We start from the raw sequence: 26154 nt of genomic DNA on the forward strand, positions 1-26154 counted from the left end.
ACGATGATGAAGAAATGGATTTGCTTGTTGCTTGTGGCGCCGCTGCTGTCGTCGGCCGCTGAAGTACGTATCGGTTTCCAGAAAAGCGCCGGCCTGCTCAGCATGATGAAGACGCAGGGCGCGTCGCTGCCCGGTCATACGATCAAATGGATCGAGTTCCCCGCCGGCCCGCAGATGCTGGAGGCGCTGAATGCGGGCAGTATCGATTTCGGCAGCACGGGCGCGCCGCCGCCGGTGTTTGCGCAGGCAGGCGGCGTGGATCTGCTGTACGTGGGCGCGGAGCCGGCGCCGGTGAACAGCGAGGCGATTATCGTGCCGAAGGATTCGGCGCTACGCACGGTAGCGGATTTAAAGGGCAAGCGCGTGGCGTTTCAGAAGGGATCAGGTTCGCACTTTCTGCTGGCTTCCGCGTTGCAGAAGGTGGGCCTGAAGTTCAGCGATATCACGCCGATCTTCCTGTCGCCATCGGATGCGCGGGCGGCGTTTGTCGGTGGCGGGATTGATGCGTGGGTGGTGTGGGACCCGTATCTGGCGTCGGCGCAGAAGGCCTACCAGGCGCGCGTGTTGAGCGACTATACCGGGCTGCCGCTGGCCAACGGTTTCTATCTGGCGTCGCGCAAGTTCGCCGAACAATCGCCGCAACTGGTATCGGCGTTGCTGGAGCAAGTGAAGCTGACTGGCAAATGGGCCGGCGAGCATCCGAAAGAAGTCATCACGCTGCTGACGCAGCAGACCGGCGTGCCGGCCGACATTGTGGCGACGTGGATGGGCCGTTCGCGCTTCGGCGCCACGCCCGTCACGCCGGACATCGTCGCCAACCAGCAGCGCGTGGCCGACCTGTTCTACCAGCAGAAGCTGATCCCAAAACAAGTCAACATCGCCAGCCGCGTCTGGGCCTGGCAACCGAAGTAAGTTTGATCCACCTAAAGCCTCCGGCCGCTGAGACGCCCACACTGGCAGCTCAGCCAGCGAGGGCATCATGCCAACGATCTATCTTGAAACCTCCGTCATTTACCATCTGACCGATCCGCCAAGCACCAACCCCATCACGCGCGCCTGCCAGTTGCTCACCCAGCAGTGGTGGGAAATGCGTATGGACGCACAACATACTTATGTATCGGATTATGTAATCGATGACATCAACGCCGATGATGCGCTACGCGCCGCCAGCCAGCTGAAGAAAGTCGCATTTCTCAACAAGCTACCGAGATCAAAACGGGCCGACAACATCGCGGAACTTTTGGTTTTGGGCGGAGGTCTAATAGCCAAATCGAAAAATGCCGCTGCGCATATTGCATGCGCAGCGGCACACCGCGCGGACATCTTATTAACATGGAATTGCACTGATATCGCCAATGCCTATAAGTTGCCGTTGCTTCGTGATTTGGTGCAGGCAAAAGAGGAGTTCATGCCGCAGCTGATTACGCCTTTTGAACTAATGGGGAATATTTATGAAGATCTATAACGTGGAAATTCCACCAGATCTGGAAATCCCGGAACTGGACGCCAAGACCAAAGCCGCAATCGATGCGTTTCATGAAGAAAATGTGCGCGACCAGCGTGAGAAGGAAGAACGCATGAAGAGCTTGCCTGAATGGCAGAACAAACCGGTTGTATATCCCTACGGTCCGCCGCGTCCTCCCAGCATCAATGTGCAGGCATTAAGGCAACTACCGCCCCATACACGGGCGATCTTTGCCTATCTTCACCGCGACGAGATTACATATTAGGACTTGCAGCCGCAGCTGCCGCTGCCGCAACCGCCGCCGCTGCTTTTCGGCGCGGTCGATGGGCCGGTCAGGGACATGCCGGTTTCGCGGCCGCTGTCGCCTTCGAAACCGGAGGCGTGCAGGCGGTCCATATAGCCGGCCCACAGCACATCTTTCTCGCTGCCCAGCTTGTACAGATATTCCCAGGTGAAGATGCCGGTGTTGTGGCCGTCCGAGAACGTCGGCTGCACCGCGTAATTGCCGACCGGCTCGATGCCGGCGATGCCCACTGCACGCTTGCCAACCTGCAGCACTTCCTGTCCAGGACCGTGTCCCATCACCTCCGCCGACGGCGAATACACGCGCAGCAGCTCGAACGGAATCGAGAACGATTTGCCATCATCAAATTCCACGTCCAGAATTTTGGACATATTGTGGACGGTCAGGCCGGTAGGGACAGGTTTGCTCATAATGCTTTCACTTTCTTGACGATTGCCGCATGCAATGCCGGCAACAGCGCGCGACGCGCCGCCAGCACCTCCGCCGGCGAAGCACGCAGCGCCACAGCCCAGGTCGGGTTGGGGAAATGTGCATCGTCGCGGTAACGCGGGATAACGTGCCAATGCACGTGCGGCGTCATATTACCAAAACTGGCCAGATTAATTTTTTCAGGCGCCAAAACCTCACGCTGCGCGGACTCGACCGCCCACACCACGTCCATCACGCGCACGCGGTCCGCCGGCGCCAGATCGGTCATTTCCTTGACGTGGGCATTCCACACCACGCGCGTGAAACCGGGATATTCCGTCTCGTTCACCGCCACCACCGACACCCGGTCATCGGACCAGATCAAGGCGGCGCCCGGCGCCGCCAGCAGCTTACACAGATCGCAAGCCATTACACCAGCACCCGCTCGATGCCGCCGTCGTTGGCGCGTTTCACGTACTCCGGCATCCAGTTTTCGCCCAGCAGATGCTTGGCGATCTCCACCACGATGTAGTCGGCGGTGGTGCCGGCGTCTTCGCTGTAGCGCGACACGCCGCCCAGGCAGGCCGGGCAGCTGGTCAGGATCTTGACTTCGCCGTCGAAGCCATCGGCGCGCAGCTTGTCGGCGCCCTTGATGACTTCCTCTTCCTTGCGGAAGCGCACCTGCGTCGAGATGTCCGGACGCGCCACCATCAGCGTGCCCGAGTCGCCGCAGCAGCGGTCGTTCTTCTCGATCTTGACGTTGTCGTGCGTCTGGATCAGCGAGTTGACGGTCTTGGTCGCTTCCTGCAGCTTCATCGGCGTGTGGCATGGTTCGTGGTACATATAGCGTGTGCCGGTCACGCCTTCCAGCTTGACGCCCTTCTCGTTCAGATATTCGTGAATATCCATGATGCGGCAGCCAGGGAAGATCTTGTCGAACTCGTAGGTCGCCAGCTGGTCGTAGCAGGTGCCGCACGAGACCAGCACGGTCTTGATGTCCAGATAGTTGAGCGTATTCGCCATGCGGTGGAACAGCACGCGGTTATCGGTCATCATCTTGTCGGCCTTGTCGTACTGACCCGAGCCGCGTTGCGGATAACCGCAGCACAAATAGCCCGGCGGCAGCACCGTCTGCACGCCCACTTCCCACAGCATGGCCTGGGTTGCCAGGCCCACTTGCGAGAACAGGCGCTCCGAGCCGCAGCCAGGGAAGTAGAACACCGCTTCCGTATCGGCCGTGGTGGTCTTCGGATTGCGGATAATCGGGATGACCTTGTCGTCCTCGATGTCCAGCAGCGCGCGCGCGGTTTTCTTCGGCAGGTTGCCCGGCATCTTCTTGTTGATGAAGTGGATCACCTGCTCGCGCACCGGCGGCTTGCCGACGGTCGGCGGCGGCGCCTTGGTCTGCTTCTTGGCGAATTTCTTCAGCAAGTCATTGCCCAGGCGCTGCGCCTTGTAGCCGATGCCGATCATCGCCGCGCGGGTGGCGTTGATGGTGGCCGGATCGGTGGCGTTCAGGTAGAACATGGCCGCCGCCTTGCCCGGGTTGAAGGTCTTCTTGTCCATCTTGCGCAGCAGGTTGCGCATGTTCATCGACACGTCGCCGAAGTCGATATTGACCGGACAGGGCGTCACGCACTTGTGGCAGACGGTGCAGTGATCGGCCACGTCCTCGAATTCTTCCCAGTGCTTGATCGAGATGCCGCGGCGGGTCTGCTCTTCGTACAGAAAGGCCTCGATCAGCGACGAGGTCGCCAGGATCTTGTCGCGCGGCGAGTACAGCAGGTTGGCGCGCGGTACGTGGGTAGAGCACACCGGCTTGCACTTGCCGCAGCGCAGGCAGTCCTTGACGCTGTTGGCGATGGCGCCGATATCGCTCTGCTGCATGATCAGCGATTCATGGCCCATCAGGCCGAACGACGGCGTGTAGGCGTTGCTCAGGTCGGCTTCCATGCCGTCCAGGTTCAGCAGCTTGCCCTTGTTGAAGCGGCCTTCGGGATCGACGCGCAGCTTGTAGTCGCGGAACGGGCCGATTTCGTCCTCGTTCAGGAACTCCAGCTTGGTGATGCCGATGCCGTGCTCGCCCGAAATCACGCCGTCCAGCGAACGCGCCAGCGTCATGATGCGCGCGACGGCCTGGTGCGCCAGTTGCAGCATCTCGTAGTGATCCGAGTTGACCGGCAGGTTGGTGTGGACGTTGCCGTCGCCGGCGTGCATGTGCAGCGCCACGAACACGCGACCGCGCAGCACGCGCTTGTGGATGGCGGTGGCTTCGTCGAGGATCAGCTTGTAGGCGGCGCCGTTGAAGATCTGGCGCAGCTGCGCGCGGATTTCCTGTTTCCACGTGACGCGGATGGTGCGGTCCTGTACCACGTCGAACAACGTGGCGTCCGGCTGGGTTTTCAGGCGTTCTTCGAACACCGGCAGCAGGCGGTCCATGCCGTGATCGGCCAGTTCTGCGGTGATCGCCGCCAGCGGCTTGTCCAGCTCGGCTAGCAGATAGGTCCAGCGCGCATGCACCTGCGTCAGCAGCGCTTCCGCCTGCTGCTGGCGGTCGCCCAGCATTTCGGCGTCGCCGACACTGTCGTCCGCATCGTCGCTCTTGCCGATCGGCAGATTGCCGGCGGCGAAGAAGGCTTGCAGTTCATCGACCAGTTGCAGCTTGTTCTTGATCGACAGCTCGATGTTGATGCGCTCGATGCCGTCGGTGTACTCGCCCATGCGGTTCAGCGGAATCACCACGTCTTCATTGATCTTGAAGGCGTTGGTGTGCTTGGCGATGGCGGCGGTGCGGGCGCGGTCCAGCCAGAATTTCTTGCGCGTTTCCGGGCTGACGGCAACAAAGCCTTCGCCGACGCGGGTGTTGGCCAGGCGTACCACTTCCGAGGCGGCCAGCGCCACGGCGTTTTCATCGTCGCCGACGATGTCGCCGAACAGCGCCATCTTCGGCAGCACGCCGCGTTTCGATTTGGTGGCGTAGCCGACCGCGCGCAGGTAGCGCTCGTCCAGATGCTCCAGGCCGGCGAGGCGCAGCGTGGCGAATTCTTCGCCTTTGGCTGGCAGGCCGTCCAGGTAATCCTTGATTTCCACGATCGATGGAATCGCATCGCGCGCCTGGCCGAAGAACTCCAGGCAGACGGTGCGGGTGAACTTCGGCATCTTGTGCAGAATCCAGCGGCCCGAGGTGATCAGGCCGTCGCAGCCCTCTTTCTGGATGCCCGGCAGGCCGGCCAGGAATTTGTCGGTGACGTCCTTGCCCAGTCCTTCCTTGCGGAACACGCGGCCGGCGATTTCCAGGATCTCGGTCTTGAACGGCGCGCCTTTGGCTTCGCCCTTCGCGCTCGGATGGGTCCACTCCAGCTGGAAGCGGGCCAGCGGCGTATCGTGGATCTTCGACAGGTTGTGGTCGAGGCGGGTGACCTCCAGCCAGTCGCCGTTCGGATCGACCATGCGCCACGAGGCCAGGTTGTCCAGCGCGGTGCCCCACAGCACGGCCTTCTTGCCGCCCGCGTTCATGGCGATGTTGCCGCCGACGGTGGACGCGTGCGCCGAGGTCGGATCGACCGCGAACACGAAGCCGGCTTTCTCGGCCGCTTCGGACACCTTGTTGGTGATGACGCCGGCGCCGGTGTAGATGGTCGCGTAGTCTTTCTGCAGGCCGGGCAGCACCTTCATCTCGACCGCGCCGATGTTGAGCAGCTTCTCGGTGTTGATGACGGCCGACATCGGCGTCAGCGGAATCGCGCCGCCGGTGTAGCCGGTGCCGCCGCCGCGCGGGATGATGGTCAGTCCCAGCTCGATGCAGCCTTTGACCAGGCCGGCCATTTCCTCTTCGCCGTCCGGCGTCAGCACCACGAACGGATACTCGACGCGCCAGTCGGTGGCGTCGGTCACGTGCGAGATGCGCTTCATGCCGTCGAAGCAGATGTTGTGCTTGTCGGTGTAGCGGCCCAGCACCTTGTAGGTGCGCTTGCGCAGGTCGTACACCTGTTTGAATTCTTCGCCGAAGTCGGCCACGGCCTTGCCGGCGGCGCGCAGCAGCTTGGCGACATTGGCGCTGCGCTGACGCGCGGCTTCGTCGGTCTGCGCTTCACTGTCGTCGACGGTCAGGCGGCGCTTGTCCACCTCGGCCAGGCGGTGATGCAGCGCGTTGATCAGTTCCTGGCGGCGTTTCGGGTTATCCAGCAGGTCGTCCTGCAGATAGGGATTGCGGCACACCGCCCAGATATCGCCCAGCACCTCGTACAGCATGCGCGCCGAACGGCCGGTCTGGCGCGCGCCGCGCAGCGCATCCAGCAAGCTCCACGACTCCTCGCCCAGCAGCCGGATCACGATCTCGCGATCGGAAAACGACGTGTAGTTATAAGGAATTTCCCGCAGGCGCGTGGCCTCCGGACCGTGAGGCGTTTCCGCCAGCAAAGCTTGAATTTGTGCAGGGGCGTTCATTATGCGATTTGGATCGATTTGAATCGTGAGCAGCAACCGGGAGGACCATTCTAGCCTATTGCGGCGCACCACGCGGGAACAGCCGCAGCGCCCGGCGCGGCGAAAAACCGGCAAATATTCGAAAACAGACCACCTTAGGCGCAATAAAATGCCAATCCAACCTGCCTTGCTGAATGAAATTTATGCATAAGCTTATGCGGCAAGAGGATAACTTGCACCAAATTAGCCCAGCATTTGTCCGATTCGGTGCCACACGCCGTCCGGCACGTACAACAGCAGCGTGGTCATGGTGAGGTAGCGCAGCAGTTTGCCGATGGCCATGTAGGCCAGGCTGGGCCAGAACGGCAGCCGCAGCCAGCCGCCCAGCGTGCACAGCGGATCGCCGATGCCGGGCACCCAGGCCAGCAGCATGGTCTTGGCGCCGTAGCGCTCCAGCCAGTGGAACCAGCGGCTCTTGCGTTCCTTGGCAAAGCTCTGCTTGGCCTGCCAGCCCATGTAGTAATCGATGGCGCCGCCCAGCGTGTTGCCGACAGTGGCGACGCCGATCACGCTCCAGAACATCGCCGGGTTAGCCTTGATGACGGCAAACACCGCCGGCTCCGAGCCCAGCGGCACCAGCGTGGCCGAGACCAGGCTGATGATGAACACCGATGTCAGCCCTACCTCCGGCGCAGCCAGGACATGCAGCAGCCAGGTAATTGCAGATTCGATCATCGGTTTCTTTGGGATACTTGAAAGGTGTCCATTATAATGATTCGCACACCGCACGATTGAACAGCCCGATCCCAGCCCACCCGCCAGGGATCAGCGCCCCTGCTCCACCCGGTCACCCGCCGGATAGTTAGCATCGAAGCCCTCCGAATCACTTTGCTTGCATACCATGACGACCGACTATCTGAAGAAAGTACTGACCGCGCGCGTCTACGACGTCGCTGATGAAACCCCGCTGGAACTCGCACCGACCCTGTCGCAGCGTGTCGAGAACCGAATTTATTTCAAGCGCGAGGACATGCAGAGCGTGTTCAGCTTCAAGATTCGCGGCGCCTACAACAAGATGGCCCATCTGACCGACGCCCAGCGCAAGCGCGGCGTGATTTGCGCCTCGGCCGGCAACCACGCCCAGGGCGTGGCGCTGTCCGCCGCCCGCATGGGCTGCCGCGCCGTCATCGTGATGCCGACCACCACGCCGCAGGTGAAGGTGGATGCGGTCAAGGCGCGCGGCGGCGCCGACGTCGAAGTGGTGCTGCACGGCGAGTCCTACACCGACGCCTACAACCACGCGTTGACGCTGGAAAAAGAACAGAAGCTGACCTTCGTCCACCCGTTCGACGATCCGGACGTGATCGCCGGCCAGGGCACCATCGGCATGGAAATCCTGCGCCAGCATTCCGGTCCGATCCACGCCATCTTCGTGCCGATCGGCGGCGGCGGCCTGATCACCGGCATTGCCGCATACGTCAAGCAGATCCGCCCGGACATCAAGATCATCGGCGTGCAGTCGCTGGATTCGGACGCCATGGCGCGCAGCCTGAAGGCCGGCGAGCGCGTCACGCTGACCGATGTCGGCCTGTTCGCCGACGGCACCGCCGTGCGCCTGGCCGGCGAGGAAACCTTCCGCCTGGCGCAGCTGTACGTGGACGATGTGATCCTGGTCGATACCGACGCCATCAGCGCCGCCATCAAGGATGTGTTCACCGATACGCGCAGCATCCTGGAACCGTCAGGCGCGCTGGCCATCGCCGGCGCCAAGGCCTATATCGAACGCGCCGCGCTGACCAAGGATCCGATCAAGAACGAAACGCTGATCACCATCGCCAGCGGCGCCAATATGAACTTCGACCGCCTGCGCTTCGTGGCCGAGCGCGCCGAGCTGGGCGAAGCGCGCGAGGCGCTGTTCGCGGTGACCTTGCCGGAGCAGCGCGGCAGCTTCAAGCGCCTGTGCCAGCTGGTGGGCGCGCGCAACGTCACCGAGTTTACCTACCGCATCAGCGACAAGGACGATGCGCACGTGTTCTGCGGCGTGCAGATCGCCGACCGCAACGAATCCGGCGCGCTGACCCGCCGCTTCGAGGAGCACGGCTTCAAGGCGCTGGACCTGACCCATGACGAGCTGGCCAAGACCCACTTGCGCCATCTGGTCGGCGGCAAGAGCGCGCTGGCGGACAACGAGCTGCTGTACCGCTTCGAGTTCCCGGAGCGTCCCGGCGCGCTGATGCGCTTCCTGGATTCGATGGCGCCGAACTGGAATATCTCGCTGTGCCACTACCGCAGCCAGGGCGGCGACGTCGGCCGCATCGTCATCGGTCTGCAGGTGCCGCCGGAGGAAATGAGCGACTTCGCCCAGTTCCTGGCAACCCTGGGCTACCGCTACTGGGATGAAAGCCTGAACCCGGTCTACAAGCTGTTCCTCGGCTGACCTCACCTTGCGTTGGGGGTAAAACCCCGCGCACGGTTGAAAGCACCTCCGCCACAATCTTAATATAATTGCATCTGGTTATCTTAAGGGCGGGAGAGCCATGTCGACCGATATGCAGTTTTCAAGCAACTACCAGGATCTCAGCAATTCCTCCGGCGTCGACGCCGGCTTCCAGTTCGAGTTCTACTGCCAGCGCTGCAACGACCGCTGGCGCACCCGTTTTGAACCCTACCGCAGCGGCCAGGCCTCGGGCTGGGTGCAGAAAGGCGCCAGCCTGTTCGGCGGCCTGCTCGGCAGCGCCAGCAGCGTGCTGAACGGCGTGGCCGAAGCTGGCTGGCACAGCGCCCGCGACGACGCCTTCACCGGCGCCGTGGCCGCCGGCAAGGCCCACTTCAACCGCTGCGGCGATTGCCACCGTTACGTGTGCAGCCCGTGCTTCGACAGCGCCAACGGCCTGTGCTTCAATTGCGCCCCCAACGTCAACGTCGCCATCACCCGCGCCCGCGCGCAGGGCGAAGTGCAAGGCGCGTCCGAACTGGCCACCGAGGAAGGCAAGACGCGCGGCGCGCAGCGCAACGTCACGCAAACGATGCAGCTGGTGTGCCCGGAGTGCCGCACGGAGACCCACGGCGCCAAGTTTTGCCCCGAGTGCGGCCATAAGACCGCGCAGCAGGTCGCGTGCAGCGCGTGCTCGACCATGCTGGAACCGGGCACCAAGTTTTGCACAGATTGCGGCCAGCGCCAGGCGTGAGCGCAGCCCGAGTGCCGCGCCCGCGTTACAATGACGCTTACTCCATTTCGCTCCACGCACCATGACCAATTCCGCCGACCAGTCCCCGCTGGGGAAAACCTCCGCCTACCGCACCGATTACGCGCCGGAACTGCTGTTCCCGATTCCGCGCCAGGGCAAACGCGACGAGCTGGGCTTGTCGGGCACGATGCCGTTCTTCGGCGTCGATATCTGGAACGCGTATGAAATCTCGTGGCTGAACCAGCGCGGCAAGCCGCAGGTGGCGATCGCCCGCGTGACCTTCCCGTCCGATTCGCCGAACATCATCGAATCGAAGTCGTTCAAGTTGTACCTGAACTCCTTCAACCAGACCAAGCTCGACAGCGTGGCCGCGCTGAAGATGCTGCTGCAACAGGATCTGTCCGATGCGGCCGGCGCCAGCGTTCACATCACGCTGACCCAGCCGGAAGAATTCGGCATGATCGCCATGGGCGAGCTGGACGGCCTGCTGCTGGACCGCCTCGACATCGAGGTCGACAACTACAGCCCGTCGCCGGACATCCTGAAGGCCGCGCTCGATGAAGAACCGGTGGAAGAAAAGCTGGTCTCTCACCTGCTGAAATCGAACTGCCTGGTCACCGGCCAGCCGGACTGGGCCAGCGTGCAGATCCACTACAGCGGTCCGCAGATCGACCAGGAAAGCCTGCTGAAATACCTGATCGGCTTCCGCGAGCACAACGAATTCCACGAGCAGTGCGTGGAACGCATCTTTGTCGACATCCTGCGCCAGTGCCAGCCGCAGCAGCTGGCGGTGTACGCGCGCTACACCCGTCGCGGCGGGCTGGACATCAACCCGTGGCGCAGCAACTTCAGCACCGCGCAGAAACCGCCGAACCTGCGCGGCGCCCGCCAGTAATCAGACCGGAAAGTCGGTCGAGAAGGCCAGGTCTTTCTGCGCCTCCAGTTCCGCCAGCCGCGCCGACAGCGCGCGCTGCATGGCGGTATAGGCATCGCTGCCCAGCGCCAGCCGTTTTGGCGCCGGCTGCTGGTCCACGCTGGCAATCATGAGTTCCACCATCCTGGCCGGATCGCCCGGCGGCACCGCCTTGCGCTCTTCGAGCATGCGGCGCGCCATGCTGGCCGGCGTGCCGTCGTAGGCGGCGATGCGCGGCGCCAGTTGCGAGCTGCCGTAGCGAAACTCGGTGCGCGCCCCGCCCGGCTCGACGATGGTGACGCCGATGCCAAAGCCGGCCACCTCCTGCTGCAAGGCGTCGGCAAAGCCTTCGATGCCCCACTTGCCGGCGTGGTACAGCGACGCGCCGGGAAACGCCGCCTGCCCGCCGACGGTGGAGATTTGCAGGATGCGGCCGCCGCCCTGCGCGCGCAGATGCGGCAGCACCGCGCGCGCCACCTGGATCGAGCCGATCAGGTTGGTCTGGATCTGCTGCGTGATCTGCTCGTCGGTCACTTCTTCGGCCGCGCCGAACAAGCCGTAGCCGGCGTTGTTGACCACCACGTCGATGCGGCCCAGGGCGGCAACCGCCGCATTGACCACGCGGCGGATGGCCGGCGTGTCGGTGACGTCGAGGCGGTCCAGCCACAGCTGGTCGCCGTAGCGCGCTTTCAGGTCGTCCACGCTGGACAGTGTGCGGACGGTGCCGGCCACGCGCTCGCCGCGCGCCAGAAGTTGCTCGGTCATATGGCGGCCGAAGCCGCTGCTGATGCCGGTGATCAGCCAGGTACGTTGTGTCATGGGTAGCTCCTGTGAAAACATCACGATAGCGTGCGCCACCCAGACTTTGAATGCTTGAAAGTCGGTCTTTCATGCGTAATAATCCAAACCATGCAAGATGATCCCCTGTCAGATGTCCTGCGCCTCGTCAGCGCGCATTCGGTGGTTTCCGGCGGCCTGGCCGCTGGCGGCGCGTGGGCAATCGCCTTTCCCGCCGTCGGCACCATCAACTTTTTCGGCATCCTGCGCGGCAGCTGCTGGCTGATCCACGAAGGCGAAGCGCCGCAGCGCATCGGCGCCGGCGACATCTTCCTGCGCTCGGCGCATCGCAGGCTGGTGCTGTGCAGCGATCCGGGCGCCACGCCGGTCGACCTGTACACCGTGGTGGCCAACAAGGCGAACGGCGTCAGCCAGATCGGCGACGGCGACGATTTCTTCATGCTTGGCGGTAAAGTCGCGCTGGATGCGGTCAGCGGCAAGCTGCTGCTCGACGCCTTGCCGGCCACGCTGCACATCGGCGCCGGGACGCCCCACGCCGCCGGCATGCAATGGCTGCTGCAACAGATCGTGCAGGAGCAGGCCACCGCCCTGCCCGGCAATGCGGCGGCCTCGGCGCAGCTGGTACACCTGCTCTTCATCCAGATTCTGCGCGCCCACGTGGCTGACGCCGGACCGGGCGCGGCCAGCTGGCTGCGCGCCGCCAGCGACCGCCGGCTGGCGCCGGTGTTGAGCATGCTGCATGCGGAGCCGGGCCGCGGCTGGCAACTGGCCGAGCTGGCCGACGCGGCCGGCATGTCGCGCGCCAGCTTCGCCGCGCATTTCAAGGCGGTGGCCGGGGTGGCGCCGCTGGCCTACCTGGCGCAGTGGCGCATGCGGCTGGCAGAGCGCGCGCTGCGCAGCGAAGCGGTCACCATCGCCGTACTGGCGCAGCGGCTGGGCTACAGTTCCGAAAGCGCGTTCAGCAATGCCTTCAAACGTTTGATTGGCGTCGCCCCCAAACACTACCGAAACGCCCAATCAGGCGTATGATGTGATCTACAACGCCTGTTGCTACGCCAGCCGGCGGTTGCCGGCGCGAAAACGACAAAAAACGGCGAAAAGCCCCGGCATCTGGCGAAAAACCGGCATTTTTCACGATTTCTAATCAGAAATAGCGATTCTTTCTTTAGTGCATTTTTAACAGCCTGTGGCTGCGCCCGGTTCGGGCATAAACGCAACGTCGGCATGAGCGATTTCATGTTACATGGCGCAGAAACCAGCCTATAATTCTGCTCGCGTGCCACCCTTGTGCGGTGCAACATTACATTCGTATTATGAATAACCTGAGCAAAATACTCTCTCTGGAGAACGTGCTGCTGGATTTGGAAGTGTCCAGTAAAAAGCGCGCTTTCGAGCAAGCTGGTCTGATCTTCGAAAACAACTGCGGCATTGCCCGCTCCACCGTCTCGGACAATCTGTTCGCGCGCGAGCGCCTCGGCTCAACCGGCCTGGGCCATGGCGTCGCCGTGCCGCACGGCCGCATCAAGGGCATGAAGAGCCTGAAGTCGCCGCTGGCTGCGTTCGTACGCCTGGCCGAGCCGATTCCGTTCGAGTCGCCGGACGGCAAGCCGGTCAACCTGCTGTTCTTCCTGCTGATTCCGGACCACGTGACCCAGCAGCACCTGGAGATCCTGTCGGAGATCGCCGAGATGTTCTCGGACGACGCCTTCCGCGTGGCGCTGAGCACCGACGACGATCCGAAATCGGTGCATTCGCGCATCATCAACTGGCTGCCCAGCCTCCAAGCCGCTGGCTGACGTCTGACAATAGGTTAAACTAAGGACAGTTCAACCTATTCGATAAAGACGCCCCATGCTGCAAACTCCGCTGACGATACAAAGGCTTTACGACGACAATCGCGAAAGTTTGCAGCTTGGCTGGTTCGCCGGCTTCCCCGGCGGCGAACGCCTGATCTCCGGCGACGTCGCTTCGGCCGCCGACCAGGTGGGCCACCTGAACACCATCCACCCGGGCCGTATCCAGGTCTTCGGGCATCAAGAGATCAACTACTACCAGCGGCTGAAATCGCTGACGCGCGCGCACGTCATCGGCGAGCTGATCGCTGGCGGGCCGCCGGCGCTGATCATCGCGCAGGGCCTGGAAACGCCGCCCGACATTCTCGCCATTTGCGACGAGAAAAATATTCCGCTGTTCTCGACGCCGCTGCCGGCCGCGCAGGTGATCGACTTCCTGCGCGTGTACCTGTCGAAGAAGCTGGCGCAACGCATCATCATGCACGGCGTGTTCATGGACGTGCTGGGCGTGGGCGTGCTGATCACCGGCGATTCCGGCCTCGGCAAGAGCGAGCTGGGCCTGGAGCTGATTTCGCGTTCGCACGGCCTGGTGGCCGACGATGCGGTGGAGTTCTCGCGCATCGCGCCGAACATGATCGAGGGCCGCTGCCCGGCGCTGCTGCAGAACCTGCTGGAAGTGCGCGGGCTGGGCCTGCTGGACATCAAGGCCATCTTCGGCGAGACGGCGGTGCGCCGCAAGATGCGCCTGAAGCTGATCGTGCACCTGGTGCGCCGTGGCGCCTCCGACGAGGAAGTGGAGCGCCTGCCGTTCCAGTTCCCGACCGAGGATGTGCTGGGCCTGCCGATCCGCAAGGTGGTGATCCCGGTGGCGGCCGGCCGCAACATCGCGGTGCTGCTGGAAGCCGCCGTGCGCAACACCATTCTGCAACTGCGCGGCATCGACACGCTGCAGGAGTTCATGGAGCGCCAGAGACAAGCCATGAGCGGCGACTAGCCCACGATGGTATCATCGTAGATTATGCGCATCGTCCTCATCACCGGCATCTCCGGCTCCGGCAAATCCGTCGCCCTCAACGTCCTGGAAGACACGGGACACTACTGCGTCGACAACCTGCCGCCCGCCCTGCTCTCCAGCCTGGTCAAGACCTTGACGGAAGAAGGTTTGCAGGCGCTCGCCGTGGCGGTTGACGCCCGCAGCGCCGAATCGCTGGCCTCGCTGCCGGTCGACGTGCAGCGCCTGCGCGAGCTGGGCCACGACGTCAAGGTGATGTTCCTGACTGCGAACACGCACTCGCTGGTGGCGCGTTTCTCCGAGACGCGGCGCAGCCATCCGCTGTCGCACGAACTGCGTCCAGGCCAGAATCCAGGCGCGCGCCGCACGCTGATCGAATGCATCATGGAAGAGCGCGAGCGGCTGTCGGCGATCGAGCAGCTGGGTCATGTGATCGACACCTCCGAACTGAGCGCCAACAAGCTGCGCGCCTGGGTCAAGGACCTGGTGCTGACCGAGCATGCGCCGCTGACCTTGTTCTTTGAATCGTTCGCCTTCAAGCTGGGCGTGCCGATGGACGCGGATTTCGTGTTCGACGTGCGTGCGCTGCCGAATCCCTACTACGACCTGGCGCTGCGTCCGCTGACGGGCCGCGACGCGCCGGTGATCGACTTCCTCGACGCCCAGCCAAGCGCGGGCGAGATGCTGAACGACATCCGTACCTTCGTGGAGAAATGGCTGCCGTCCTTCAAGACGGATAACCGCAGCTACCTGACGGTGGCGCTCGGCTGCACCGGCGGCCAGCATCGCTCGGTGTACATGGCCGAAAAGCTCGCCGCCTACTTCCACCCCACCGAACGCGTCGTCCTCCGCCACCGCGAACAATAAGGGGGAGCTGCGGAGCGCAGTGAAAGCGCACGCTTATTTTGCCAGCGCATGCTTTCACCCCCAACCGGCGCGCCGCCGCCGGGGTCTGACCCCGTACGGGGTCAGACCCCTTTGTGGCCCTGCGGGGTTATAGGTAGCGTAGCGGGTGCGCGTACTCAGGCCAAACCGGCTGAAACATCCCCAGCACCATTTCTGTCGTGACTTCTTCGAGCGTGGCCGGCCGCCACTGCGGCGCGTTATCCTTATCGACCACCAGCGCGCGCACGCCTTCGATAACTTCACCGTTCTCAAAGTTGCGACGTACGAGCGCGCGTTCCATGCGCAAACAATCGGCGACATCAAGCGCAGCACCACGTTTGATCAGCTCATGCGTAACCGACATCATCAGCGGCGAGCGCGTCGACATGACTTGCAGCGTCTTCGCGGCAAACGCACCGTCATCAGCTTTCAACGACGCGACAATGGCCGGCACGGAACCGGCGCCGAAATGGCGGTCAATGTCGGCACGGTCGACGGCCAGCTGGCTGTCGCCGGCGTTGTGCGCGGCGGCGTAGGCGGCAAGCGCGGACACAAGCCCGGCGCCAGGCGTGGTGGACAGCAAAGCATCCAATGCTGCCCGATCCACCATCGGCGCATAGTGATCCGCCAGGCCGGCATACAGCGCATCAGCCGCATTGATCGTCACCCCGGTCACGCCAAGGTAGTAACCCAGCGCACCCGGCGCGCGCGACAGGAAATAGCTGCCGCCCACATCCGGAAACAAGCCGATATTCACTTCCGGCATCGCCATTTTGGTTTTATCCGTGACGATGCGCACGCCGCCCTGCGCGATGCCCATGCCGCCGCCCATCACCACGCCATCCATCAGCGCGATGTAAGGCTTGGGATAAAAATGCACTAAATGATTTAGCGAATATTCCTCGGTAAAGAAATCCTCCAGCAGCGCGCTGCCTCCCTGCGGCGTCGACCGCCCCACGTCGTGGAAGAAACGGATGTCGCCGCCGGCGCAAAAAGCCTTCTCGCTGCCGCTGCGGATCAGCACGGCGGCGACGGTGTCGTCGTCGCGCCAATCCAGCAGCACGCGCGTGATCGCGCGCACCATCTCCAGCGACAGGGAGTTCAAGGCCTTCGGCCGATCGAGCACGATCAAGCCGGTGCCGTTGCTGATACTGGTGTGGATATATTCGCTCATGCGAATATTCTACTTCAGATGCTCCAGCGGATTGGGCACATCCAGCGAACCGCCCATGCGCGGCTGCCACAGCGCCTTGCCTCCCGGCGGCGGCGCCTTGCCCTCGTGGCGGTTGTAGACCACGGTCACCTCGCGGCTGCCGACCGGCTCCTGCTCAAAGCCGGTACGCCTGGCGATGCCGGAAGGATCGGCCGAACCCGCCACGGTGAACGCCACCAGCGTGTCCAGGCGCGGATCGTGCACGTCCAGGATGGAGGCGATGAACACCAGCGGCGTCGCCGCAAACACCTGGTAGTGCAAGGCCTTGCCGGCGCGCTCCATCTCGGCCGGCAGCGAGCCGTCCTCGGCCATCTGCCCCAGCGCATGCTCAAGCACCTTGCGGCCCCAGTCCAGGTAGCGCTTGTCGCCGGTGACGCCGCCCACCGACGTCACCGCCAGCCCTTCCCAGTAGTAGTGATTGTTGCGGCCGCCCTTCTTGGCGTCCGAATGCGCCATGGTGGCGTCCGCCAGCGTCCTGAACCAGCCTTCGATCACCGCGCGCTGCGCCGGCGTCGCCTGCGCCTGCACGCGCGCGTAGCTCAGCGCCATGCCGCCCAGGGTCCACTTGCGCACGTAGTAGGCCTGCTCGCTGGACAGCTTGCCCAGCATGGCCTTCTGCCCGCCCCAGCTGGCCAGCCAGGACAGCGCACAGACCGCGTCGCCGCCGGCGTTGGCGTCCTTGGCCACCTGCGCCAGAAAATCCTCGATCGGCTTGGTGTTGGCGATATTGCGCGCCCGCAGCACCGGATCGATCACCGAATGGTGGGCGTCCGAGTAATAGCTGTTGGCGTCGATGTCGATACGGGCCGGTGGCGGCGCCTCGCAGGCGGCCATGGCGGAGGAGCCGGCCAGCGCCAGCGACATCATCAGAGTTAAACGTTTAACCATAAGACCTCAATAAAGGGCGCTCAGAGCGCCCTTAGTTGTTGATGCCAAAAACCGCTAATCAGACGGCAGCGGCGGCGGGTTCGTAGCTGTCGGGAATATGCTTGATCGCATCGTGCCCGTGCTGTTGCACTTTGTTTTTGTATTTCATGACCTGCCGATCCAGCTTGTCGATCAGCGTATCGATGGCGGCATACAGGTCTTGCGACAGGCTCTCCACGTACACGGTCTTGCCGGACATACGCAGGTTGATTTCAGCCTTTTGACGTTTCTCTTTCTCTTTAAGGTTATCTACGGTCAGGATGACAGCAATATCAATCACTTGATCAAAGTGGCGGGTGACGCGTTCCAGCTTGTTCTGCACGTACTCACGAATAGCCGAGGTCACTTCGAGATGATGTCCACTGATGGTGAGATTCATACACACTCCTAAAGATGATGTCGCTTGACGGTTAGTGCTGCGCCCATTGCCGCCGGGCGCGCAGGAACCACACACTACAAAGACTTGCGGAGGCTGACTGGAGGGATCTTGAGGGCTTCGCGATATTTGGCAACAGTGCGTCGCGCAATCACCATGCCCTGTTCACCCAGCATGTCCGCAATCTTACTGTCGGATAAAGGATTTTTAGGGTCTTCAGCTCCTGTCAATTGCACTATCAAGGCACGTATCGCCGTCGAACTTGCTTCCCCGCCAGCTTCGGTGGCGACATGGCTACCAAAGAAATATTTCAACTCAAACATGCCGTGCGGGGTCAGCATATATTTTTGAGTTGTTACCCGAGAAATGGTGCTCTCGTGTAAACCCAGTGTATCAGCAATTTCGCGAAGCACAAGGGGACGCATGGCGACCGCGCCGTGCGAGAAAAAGTTCTTTTGTCTTTCTACTATCGCCTGCGCCACGCGCAGGATGGTGTCGAAGCGCTGGCGCATATTCTTGATCAGCCACTTGGCTTCCTGCAGCTGCGCTCCCATCGCGCCTTCGCCCTTGCCCTGCTTGAGCAGGTTGGCGTACATGGCGTTGACGCGCAGGCGCGGCATGACGTCGTTGTTCAGGCTGACCTGCCAGCCGTTGCGCGATTTTTTCACGATCACGTCCGGCACCACGTAGTCCGACACGTCCGATGCGAAGGCCGCGCCCGGATGCGGATTGCACTGGCGGATCACGGCCTGCGCTTCACGCAGGTCTTCGTCGTCGCACAGCAGCGCTTTTTTCAGCTTGTTGAAATCGCGCTGCGCAAACCAGGCCAGGTGATTCTCGACGATGGCCAGCGCCATGCGCCGCGTCACCATCGGCACGCAAGGCAAGCGCTTGATCTGCAAGGCCAGGCACTCGGCCGCGTTGCGCGCGCCGACGCCCATCGGATCGAAGCTTTGCAGCATGCTCAGGGCCGTCTGCAATTCCTCGATCTCGACGTCGAGTTCTTCCGGCAGGCGCGCGTGAATGTCCTCCAGCGATTCTTCCAGGTAGCCGTTCTCGTCGAGCGCGTCGATGATCAGTTCGACCAGCGCGCGGTCGCGCATTTCCAGCACCGTCACGCGCATCTGTTCCATCAGATGTTCGCGCAGCGTGCAGTGGTGCGCTTCCAGTTGCGGCCGCGCGTCTTCATCATCGGGCGCCTTGCTGCGGCCGGCGTCGCTCCAGTCGACGTCGGCTTCGGCGGTGGTGCTTTCGGTGTCGGCGGCCGGGCCTTCGTAGGCGTCGCCTTCCGGCGCCGGCGCGTCGCCCGGCGGCCCTTCGGGCGGCGCGTCGCCGACCGGCGCCTGCTGGCTGATGGCGCCGTCGGACAGCAGCCGCAGCGAATGGTCGAGCGGATCGTCGAGACGTTCCAGCAGCGGGTTATCGGTCAGCAGCTGTTCGAGTTCCTGGTGCAGCTCCAGCGTCGACAATTGCAGCAGCCGGATCGACTGTTGCAGTTGAGGCGTCAACGCCAGGTGCTGCGACGTGCGCAGTTGCAAAGACTGTTTCATTAGGGGTTACATGCGGAAGTGTTCACCCAGGTAGACGCGACGCACCGATTCGTTGGCGATGATGTCGTCCGGACGGCCTGATGCCAGCACCGAGCCCTGGTTGATGATATATGCGCGGTCGCAGATGCCCAGCGTCTCGCGCACATTGTGATCGGTAATGAGGACGCCGATATTCCGTTCCTTGAGGAAGCGCACGATGCGCTGGATCTCAATCACGGCAATCGGGTCGACCCCGGCGAATGGTTCATCGAGCAGCACGAAGCGCGGATTGGTCGCCAGGGCGCGCGCGATCTCCACGCGGCGGCGTTCGCCGCCGGAGAGCGACAGCGCCTGGTTCTCGCGCAACTTCTCGATTTGCAAATCGGCCAGCAGGGTATTCAGCCGTTCATCAATTTCAGCCTTGGATAAAGACTTGCCGTTCACCTTCTGAATTTCGAGAACGGCGCGAATATTTTCTTCCACAGTCAGCTTGCGGAACACCGACGCTTCCTGTGGCAGGTAAGACAGGCCCATCGCCGCGCGGCGATGGATGGGGAGCGACGAGATATCGGTGCCGCTGATATCGATGCTGCCGGCGTCCGACGGCACCAAGCCGACGATCATGTAGAACGAGGTGGTCTTGCCGGCGCCGTTCGGCCCCAGCAGGCCGACCACTTCGCCGCACTCCACCTGCAACGACACGTCATGCACCACCTGGCGCTTGCCGTAGGTCTTTTGCAGGCCCTTGACGATCAGGGTGCTACCGCAGGATGGTTCCATCTTATTTCCCCGGTGCAGGCTGGGTGGTCGGAGCAGGCGCAGGCTCTGCCTGTTTGTTTGACGGTTGGATCACCATGGTGCCGCGGCCGGCGCCCACCTGGCTGTCACCAGTCGGCGTGTTCTTCACCGCGAAGAATTCCTTGCGGCTGTCGTAGGAAATGAATTCGCTGTCCACCTGGCTGGCGACTTTCGGGCCTTCCAGCTTCTTGATCTGGGCCTTGGCGAACAGTTTCACCAGCTCGGTCTTGCCGTCGTATTCGATGCGGTCGGCCTTGCCTTCGACCCACTGGTCGCCGGCGCCGTCGAGCTTCTGGCGGAAGGTAGCCTGCACGCCCGGCGCGCTGTTCAGCACCACGTACTGGTAGCCTTCCGGATCTTCGGTCACCACCGCCTTCGGCGACTTCATCAGCAGGGTGCCGCGGGTCAGCACCACGTTGCCGGTGAAGGTCTTGATCTGCTTGACGTCATCGGCGTCCAGCTGGTCGAAGGTGATCTGGGTCGGCTTGCTGGAGTCAGCCTTTTCCGCGTGCGCGACGCCGGCGGCGGCAACGGCCAGCAGCAGCGTGGCGGCCAGCATCAGTTTGTTGGTCTTGATTCGGTTCATCTCTCTCATTCCTCAATGTGCCGCGCGCGGCGGCATCGTAATAGTTCCGCGTCCGCCCAGCGTGATCTGGCGGGTGGCGTTGTTCGCCGTCATGCCGGTGCCGGTGGCGGTCGAGCGCCCGGACAGCATCTCCACTGCGGCGTCGGTCTGCATGCGCTCCTCGTCCGGGTACACGGTCAGCGTACTGGTCTTCAGGCGCAACTCCTGCGCTTGCTTGGTGGCGGGTCGCACCACGTCCACATTACCACTCAGCTTGACGCGCGTATTGCCCTGGTCGACATAAGCGGTCAGCGCGTGAATATTCATCGGCGGCTGTTCGGTGGACAGGCTGTGCACGTAGGGCTTGTCGATCAGCGACGAATCATCGATGGGATGATGGGTCAGCTTGTCGCCGGAAATGATGTAGGCCGGCTGGCCCTTCATGTCCATGCGTACCGTACTGAAGCGCTCGATGATGTAATCCGGCTCGTCGCGGAAGCGGTCGGCCTGCGCCTTCTGCCCGGCCTGGTCGACCACCTGCACCAGCCAGAAGCTGCCGAGGGCCACGAACACGCCGACCATCATGATCAACGTCAGCTGCCAGCGATGTGCCGTTCTTTTACGCATGACTTGTCCTTGTTAAACCAGGAATTGTGCCATCACGCGCTCGTAGCTGCCTTGCGCATGCATCAACAGTTCGCACACTTCGCGCACCGCGCCACGGCCGCCGAACGCGACGGTGGTGTGGTGGGCGCGCTCCAGCACTTCCTGGCGGCCGTTCGGCACGGCGACGGCAAAGCCGACGCGCGCCAGGATCGGCAGGTCCACCACATCGTCGCCGATGAAGCCGACCTGCTCGGCGCTGAGGCCGGTTTTTTCCAGCAGCGCGTTGAACGGCGTCAGCTTGTCGTGGCCGCCCTGGTGCAGGTGGTTGATGCCGAGGTCGGCCGCGCGCTTGATCACCTGCGGCGACTTGCGCGCGCTGATGATGGCGGTGTCGATGCCGGCTTCCTGGATCAGCTTGATGCCCAGTCCATCCTGCACGTTGAAGGTCTTCAGCGCTTCGCCGTCGGCGCCGTAGTGCAGGCTGCCGTCGGTCAGCACGCCATCGACGTCGAAGATCATCAGCTTCACGCGCGCGGCGCGTTCCAGATACGTGATAGTCATCAAATCGCCCATTAGATTACTTTTGCACGGGTCAGGTCATGGATGTGCAGCGCGCCGACCAGCTTGCCGTCGGCGTCGGTCACCAGCATCTGGTTGATGCGGTACTGCTCCATCACGGCCACCGCGTCCACCGCCATCTTTTCCGGCGAGATGCTGCGCGGGTTGGCGTGCATCACGTCGCCGATGACGACCTGGGTGAAGTCCTGTACTTTTTCGATCATGCGGCGCAGATCGCCGTCGGTGAACACGCCCAGCGGCTTGTCGTCGGCGTCGACGATGGCGGTCATGCCCATGCCCTTCTGCGTGATTTCCAGCAGCGCTTCGGTCAGCTTGACGTCGGCACGCACCTTCGGCACGGCGTCGCCGCTGCGCATCACGTCCTTGACGTGGGTCAGCAGGCGGCGGCCCAGCGCGCCGCCGGGGTGCGAGCGGGCGAAATCTTCTTCCTTGAAGCCGCGCAGGTCCAGCAGCGCCACGGCCAGCGCGTCGCCCAGCGCCAGCGTGACGGTGGTCGAAGTGGTTGGCGCCAGGTTCATCGGGCAGGCTTCCTTGGCCACGGCCACGTTCAGGTGGACGTCGGCGATGGTGGCCAGGCTGGAGCCTGGCTTGCCGGTCATGGCGATGACCTTGCTGCCCATGCGTTTCACGACCGGCAGAATGGTCATCAGTTCCGAGCTTTCGCCGGAATACGAGATGGCGATGAAGGCGTCGTCGCGGGTGACCATGCCGAGGTCGCCGTGCGCGGCTTCGGCCGGGTGCACGAACAGCGCCGGCGTGCCGGTCGAGGCCAGGGTGGCGGCGATCTTGCGGCCGATGTGGCCGGACTTGCCGATGCCCGACACGACCACGCGGCCGGTGCAGTTCAGCAGCAGCGAGATGGCCTGCACCACGCTGTCGTCGTCTTCCAGGCGCGCGTTCAGGGCATTGATGGCATCCGCTTCGTTTTGCAGCGTGTCTCGGGCAAGACGCAGTGCCGTTTTTGCATCAAAAGCTTTCAGCATTGTTTTTTCATGGGTTACACTCATGCCCAAGTATAGCCGAATTGAGAAAGCAAAAAACTTGCCAGTCGCAACATAACGCCCTTGGATGCCTGGAAAGGCCCACAAACAACAAAACTTTACCTTTACCGGCGATGTTGAAATGACGTTTTCACCTCTGGAATTAACACTGTTGCTGTTGGGAAGCGCCGTGCTCGGCGTGGTGGCTTTCCGCATGATGCACCTGCCGCCGATGCTTGGCTACCTGACCGTCGGCATCCTGATCGGCCCCCACGCGCTGGGCCTGGCCGAGCAGAGCGAAACCACCCACGGCCTGGCCGAGTTCGGCGTGGTGTTCCTGATGTTCTCGATCGGCCTCGAATTTTCCTTGCCCAAATTGAAAGCCATGCGCGGCATCGTGTTCGGGCTGGGCATGGCGCAGGTGGTGCTGACCATCGTCGCCACCATGATACTGGGCTGGGCCATCGCCACCCAGCTGCCGGTGGCGCTGCATCTGAGCTGGCAGGCCTCGTTTGCGCTGGGCGGCGCGCTGGCCATGTCCTCCACCGCCATCGTCTCGAAAATGCTGACCGAGCGGCTGGAGCTGGAAAGCGAACATGGCCGCAAGATCATCGGCATCCTGCTGTTCCAGGATCTGGCGGTGGTGCCGCTGCTGATCCTGATCCCGTCGCTGGGCGAGCGCCCGGACGCACTGATGGAAACGCTGGGCTGGGCCGCGCTGAAGGCGGTGGTGGTGCTGGCCCTGCTGTTCGTGGTCGGCCACAAGGTCACGCGCGGCTGGTTCACCATCGTGGTCAAGCGCCGCTCGCAGGAACTGTTCATGCTGAACCTGCTGCTGGTGACCCTGAGCGCGGCCTGGATCACCGAGCGCGCCGGCCTGTCGCTTGCGCTGGGCGCCTTCGTGGCCGGCATGCTGATTTCCGAAACCGAATACAAGCACCAGGTGGAAGAAGACATCAAACCGTTCCGCGATGTGCTGCTGGGACTGTTCTTCATCACCATCGGCATGCTGCTGAACCTGCGCCTGGTGCTGGAAAACTGGTGGCTGGTGCTGTTGCTGCTGTGCGTGCCGGTGCTGATGAAATTCGCGCTGATCGCCGGCCTGGCCAAACTGTTCGGCTCGTCGGACGGCGTGTCGATGCGGGTCGGCCTGGCGCTGGCGCAGGCGGGCGAGTTCGGCTTCGTGCTGCTGAACCTGGCGGCCGGGCATAACCTGATGGAATCGTATGTGGTGCAGGTGGTGCTGGCGTCGATGGTGTTGTCGATGCTGGTGGCGCCGTTCATCATCGCACAGTCGGACAAGATTGTGATGAAGTTCTCCAGCAACGAGTGGATGATGCAGTCGCTGCAGCTGACCAAGATCGCCAGCCGGGCGATGTCCACCAACAAGCACGTGATCGTGTGCGGCTTCGGTCGCAGCGGCCAGCGCCTGGCGACCTTGCTGGCCGAGGAGAAGATCGATTATCACGCGCTGGATCTCGATCCGGAGCGGGTGCAGGAGGCGCAGACGGCCGGCGCGCATGTGTCGTACGGCGATGCGGGACGGCGCGAGAGCCTGGTGGCGGCGGGGATTTACCGGGCCAGCGCGGTGGTGATTTCCTATGCCGACACGGCCTCGGCGCTGCGCGTGCTGCGCCAGGTGAATGAGCTGACGCCGGCGCTGCCGGTGATCGTGCGCTCGCATGACGATACGGATCTGGACCAGTTGAAGGCGGCCGGTGCGGCCGAGGTGGTGCCGGAGATTATGGAGGGCAGTCTGATGCTGGCCTCGCATGCGCTGGTGATGCTGGGCGTGCCGCTGCGGCGCGTGGTGCACCGGGTACAGGCGGCGCGCGAGGAGCGCTATGCGTCGCTGCGCGGGTATTTCCCCGGCATTACCGATGCGGAGGAGGAGACCGATCCGGAGAGGTTGCATACGGTGACGCTGACCGGCAGCGCCAGCAGTGTTGGGCGGTCGCTGGGGTCGGTGGATGTGGCGGGGTGTGGGGCGGAGGTGGCCAGCATCCGGCGCGGCAAGGGTGGACTGGAAGTGGCGCCGGAGACTGTGCTGCAAGCCGGCGATGTGGTGGTGCTGCGCGGCGAAGCCGAGGCAGTCAACCGCGCGGAGCAACGCCTCTTGCGCTGAACCCCGCAGGGCCACAGAGGGGTCTGACCCCTGCGGGGTCAGACCCCGACGGCGGCGCGCCGCTTGGGGGTGACAGCATGCAATCGGGTCGGCGCAGGCGTCGCGTCTTTTTTCACGCGACTTACCCCGTCATGCTATCGCGTCGGCGCCGGCTTCGCGTTAATTTTCACGCGGAATAAGCCATAGGCTTTTTCGCGCAAGTCTTTGCCGCCATGGAAGCCGGCCTGGCGGTGCAGTTGGTTGGCGGTGAAGTACAAATAGCCATCCGGACCGATCGACAGCGTATCCGGCCACAGCAACCGGCCATCACTGGCCAGCGTGCTCCAGCTGCCGTCCGGCGCGCGCTTGCGGATGCTGTTGTGCTCGTAGTCGCTGGCGTACACCGCGCCATCGGCATCCGCTTCCAGACCATCCGATGCCCCCTTCTCACCCAGGTCTTTCACCGCCGCCGCCAGTTGCTGCTCGCTGACCGCCGCATCGCGCAGCAGACGCGTCGGCACCGAGTACAGGTGGCGGCTGGACAGCGGGCTGTAATACAAGGTTGCGCCATCGGCCGACAAGGCGATGCCGTCGGACGCCACGGTGAACGGCTGCGTGCTGCCATCGGCATTGCGTACCTTCATGTTTTCCCCTTCCACCATCGGCGCGAAGGACGGGTCGGCCGACGTCGATGCATGACCGCTCAGGCGCCGCAGCGCCTTGCCGCTGGCCAGGTCCAGCACGATGATGGCGCCCGGGCCGCTCAATGACGAATCGGTCACATACGCGGTGCCGGTACGGAAATCGAAACGCACATCGTTGACATAGGTAGTCGGCAGGATCACGTTGGAGGGGAATACCACCGTCTGCGCCACCTTGTCGGTTTTCAGATCGACCGCAACCAGTTTCGGGCCGCCCGGCTTCGGCGCGGCAAAGCCCGGCGCCGCCGTATCCAGCACCCACAGCTTGCCCTGGCCGTCGGCCACCACGCTCTGCACGCTGGAGAAATCGCGGTTGGCGGCAGCGCTGGGATAAGCGAGCACGCGGCCATCGCGGATCTCGCCCACGCCGAACGGCACGTCGTCACCCCACTGCGGGAAATTCACGAAGATGCGCCCGGTCTCGGACACGCTGACACCGGTCGGCATGGCGCCGGTGAAGACAAACACGCGCTCGGCCTGGCCGACAGGACGTTGCTGCGGCACCGGTTCGGCGGCTTGAACATGGAAGGAAAAAGCCAGCGCCAGGGCGGCGGCGATACGCAGGGTTTTCATGGCAGCCTTTCA

Annotated in this window: 26 protein-coding genes; 11 read left to right on the forward strand and 15 right to left on the reverse strand. The window is 63.2% G+C overall.

Annotated features, from left to right (window positions below):
• The first annotated feature begins 6 nt into the window (after positions 1-6).
• The 3 genes from GJ698_RS23495 to GJ698_RS23505 all read left to right on the forward strand — a co-directional run bounded on the left by GJ698_RS23495 (position 7) and on the right by GJ698_RS23505 (position 1730).
• On the forward strand, positions 7-912 hold the full coding sequence (locus tag GJ698_RS23495) for a sulfonate ABC transporter substrate-binding protein (protein ID WP_154360350.1): 906 nt from the start codon (positions 7-9) through the stop codon (positions 910-912).
• Between the two features lie 67 nt (positions 913-979).
• Entirely contained in the window at positions 980-1465 is a 486-nt protein-coding gene (locus GJ698_RS23500; protein ID WP_154360295.1) for a PIN domain-containing protein, read from the forward strand.
• The gene (locus GJ698_RS23505; protein ID WP_154360296.1) at positions 1452-1730 is read left to right on the forward strand and encodes a hypothetical protein; all 279 of its coding nucleotides are present in this window, start codon (positions 1452-1454) and stop codon (positions 1728-1730) included. The genes GJ698_RS23500 and GJ698_RS23505 overlap by 14 nt, the downstream gene beginning before the upstream one ends.
• On the opposite strand, the gene GJ698_RS23510 is transcribed toward GJ698_RS23505, so the two are convergent.
• The 4 genes from GJ698_RS23510 to GJ698_RS23525 all read right to left on the reverse strand — a co-directional run bounded on the left by GJ698_RS23510 (position 1727) and on the right by GJ698_RS23525 (position 7337).
• Positions 1727-2179 carry a gamma-butyrobetaine hydroxylase family protein gene (locus GJ698_RS23510; protein WP_154360297.1) on the reverse strand — a complete coding sequence of 151 codons (453 nt, stop codon included), beginning with the start codon at positions 2177-2179 and terminating at the stop codon, positions 1727-1729. The two genes, GJ698_RS23505 and GJ698_RS23510, sit on opposite strands and share 4 nt — an antisense overlap.
• Positions 2176-2607 carry an HIT family protein gene (locus GJ698_RS23515; protein ID WP_154360298.1) on the reverse strand — a complete coding sequence of 144 codons (432 nt, stop codon included), beginning with the start codon at positions 2605-2607 and terminating at the stop codon, positions 2176-2178. Before GJ698_RS23515 ends, GJ698_RS23510 begins: the two co-directional genes overlap by 4 nt.
• Complete coding sequence (locus GJ698_RS23520; protein WP_154360299.1) at positions 2607-6623, reverse strand: DUF3683 domain-containing protein; 4017 nt, start codon at positions 6621-6623, stop codon at positions 2607-2609. The genes GJ698_RS23515 and GJ698_RS23520 overlap by 1 nt, the downstream gene beginning before the upstream one ends.
• A gap of 222 nt (positions 6624-6845) precedes the next feature.
• Positions 6846-7337: a YqaA family protein gene (locus GJ698_RS23525; protein ID WP_154360300.1), complete on the reverse strand. Its 492-nt coding sequence runs from the start codon at positions 7335-7337 to the stop codon at positions 6846-6848.
• A 166-nt stretch (positions 7338-7503) separates the two neighbouring features.
• Here GJ698_RS23525 and ilvA point away from each other — a divergent pair, with 166 nt between their 5' ends.
• From ilvA to queF, 3 genes are all read left to right on the forward strand, one after another.
• The gene (gene ilvA, locus GJ698_RS23530; RefSeq protein WP_154360301.1) at positions 7504-9039 is read left to right on the forward strand and encodes a threonine ammonia-lyase, biosynthetic; all 1536 of its coding nucleotides are present in this window, start codon (positions 7504-7506) and stop codon (positions 9037-9039) included.
• A 100-nt stretch (positions 9040-9139) separates the two neighbouring features.
• Positions 9140-9790 carry a zinc ribbon domain-containing protein gene (locus GJ698_RS23535; RefSeq protein ID WP_154360302.1) on the forward strand — a complete coding sequence of 217 codons (651 nt, stop codon included), beginning with the start codon at positions 9140-9142 and terminating at the stop codon, positions 9788-9790.
• 61 nt (positions 9791-9851) lie between these two features.
• Positions 9852-10685: an NADPH-dependent 7-cyano-7-deazaguanine reductase QueF gene (gene queF, locus GJ698_RS23540; RefSeq protein WP_154360303.1), complete on the forward strand. Its 834-nt coding sequence runs from the start codon at positions 9852-9854 to the stop codon at positions 10683-10685.
• On the opposite strand, the gene GJ698_RS23545 is transcribed toward queF, so the two are convergent.
• Positions 10686-11522, reverse strand: coding sequence for an SDR family oxidoreductase (locus GJ698_RS23545; protein ID WP_154360304.1), 837 nt, complete (start codon positions 11520-11522; stop codon positions 10686-10688).
• Positions 11523-11612: 90 nt separating this feature from the next.
• Between GJ698_RS23545 and GJ698_RS23550 the strand changes: the two genes are divergently transcribed.
• From GJ698_RS23550 to rapZ, 4 genes are all read left to right on the forward strand, one after another.
• Positions 11613-12530: an AraC family transcriptional regulator gene (locus GJ698_RS23550; RefSeq protein WP_154360305.1), complete on the forward strand. Its 918-nt coding sequence runs from the start codon at positions 11613-11615 to the stop codon at positions 12528-12530.
• Between the two features lie 284 nt (positions 12531-12814).
• Positions 12815-13297, forward strand: coding sequence for a PTS sugar transporter subunit IIA (locus tag GJ698_RS23555; protein WP_154360306.1), 483 nt, complete (start codon positions 12815-12817; stop codon positions 13295-13297).
• Positions 13298-13352: 55 nt separating this feature from the next.
• Complete coding sequence (gene hprK, locus GJ698_RS23560; RefSeq protein WP_154360307.1) at positions 13353-14288, forward strand: HPr(Ser) kinase/phosphatase; 936 nt, start codon at positions 13353-13355, stop codon at positions 14286-14288.
• 24 nt (positions 14289-14312) lie between these two features.
• Positions 14313-15173, forward strand: a complete 861-nt coding sequence (gene rapZ / locus GJ698_RS23565; protein WP_154360308.1) for an RNase adapter RapZ — start codon at positions 14313-14315, stop codon at positions 15171-15173.
• A gap of 127 nt (positions 15174-15300) precedes the next feature.
• Here rapZ and GJ698_RS23570 read toward each other — a convergent pair whose 3' ends face one another.
• From GJ698_RS23570 to GJ698_RS23610, 9 genes are all read right to left on the reverse strand, one after another.
• Positions 15301-16365, reverse strand: coding sequence for an enoyl-CoA hydratase/isomerase family protein (locus GJ698_RS23570; RefSeq protein WP_154360309.1), 1065 nt, complete (start codon positions 16363-16365; stop codon positions 15301-15303).
• A 9-nt stretch (positions 16366-16374) separates the two neighbouring features.
• Positions 16375-17292, reverse strand: a complete 918-nt coding sequence (locus GJ698_RS23575) for an alginate lyase family protein (protein ID WP_154360310.1) — start codon at positions 17290-17292, stop codon at positions 16375-16377.
• 58 nt (positions 17293-17350) lie between these two features.
• Positions 17351-17710: a ribosome hibernation-promoting factor, HPF/YfiA family gene (hpf, locus tag GJ698_RS23580; RefSeq protein ID WP_154360311.1), complete on the reverse strand. Its 360-nt coding sequence runs from the start codon at positions 17708-17710 to the stop codon at positions 17351-17353.
• A gap of 74 nt (positions 17711-17784) precedes the next feature.
• On the reverse strand, positions 17785-19257 hold the full coding sequence (locus tag GJ698_RS23585) for an RNA polymerase factor sigma-54 (protein WP_154360312.1): 1473 nt from the start codon (positions 19255-19257) through the stop codon (positions 17785-17787).
• 6 nt (positions 19258-19263) lie between these two features.
• Complete coding sequence (gene lptB / locus GJ698_RS23590) at positions 19264-20016, reverse strand: LPS export ABC transporter ATP-binding protein (RefSeq protein WP_154360313.1); 753 nt, start codon at positions 20014-20016, stop codon at positions 19264-19266.
• 1 nt (position 20017) lies between these two features.
• Positions 20018-20620: a lipopolysaccharide transport periplasmic protein LptA gene (gene lptA / locus GJ698_RS23595; RefSeq protein ID WP_154360314.1), complete on the reverse strand. Its 603-nt coding sequence runs from the start codon at positions 20618-20620 to the stop codon at positions 20018-20020.
• A gap of 12 nt (positions 20621-20632) precedes the next feature.
• A complete protein-coding gene (lptC, locus tag GJ698_RS23600) occupies positions 20633-21226 on the reverse strand; it encodes an LPS export ABC transporter periplasmic protein LptC (RefSeq protein WP_154360315.1) in 594 nt (197 codons plus the stop codon).
• A gap of 12 nt (positions 21227-21238) precedes the next feature.
• Positions 21239-21766, reverse strand: a complete 528-nt coding sequence (locus tag GJ698_RS23605; protein WP_208023873.1) for a KdsC family phosphatase — start codon at positions 21764-21766, stop codon at positions 21239-21241.
• An 11-nt stretch (positions 21767-21777) separates the two neighbouring features.
• Positions 21778-22767 carry a KpsF/GutQ family sugar-phosphate isomerase gene (locus tag GJ698_RS23610; RefSeq protein ID WP_154360317.1) on the reverse strand — a complete coding sequence of 330 codons (990 nt, stop codon included), beginning with the start codon at positions 22765-22767 and terminating at the stop codon, positions 21778-21780.
• 139 nt (positions 22768-22906) lie between these two features.
• Here GJ698_RS23610 and GJ698_RS23615 point away from each other — a divergent pair, with 139 nt between their 5' ends.
• Positions 22907-24889: a monovalent cation:proton antiporter family protein gene (locus GJ698_RS23615; protein ID WP_154360318.1), complete on the forward strand. Its 1983-nt coding sequence runs from the start codon at positions 22907-22909 to the stop codon at positions 24887-24889.
• A 134-nt stretch (positions 24890-25023) separates the two neighbouring features.
• Here the strand turns inward: GJ698_RS23615 and GJ698_RS23620 are convergent, their stop codons facing one another.
• On the reverse strand, positions 25024-26142 hold the full coding sequence (locus GJ698_RS23620) for an L-dopachrome tautomerase-related protein (RefSeq protein WP_154360319.1): 1119 nt from the start codon (positions 26140-26142) through the stop codon (positions 25024-25026).
• Positions 26143-26154: the final 12 nt, after the last annotated feature.

Source organism: Duganella aquatilis, from assembly GCF_009674565.1.
GTDB lineage: Bacteria > Pseudomonadota > Gammaproteobacteria > Burkholderiales > Burkholderiaceae_D > Rugamonas > Rugamonas aquatilis.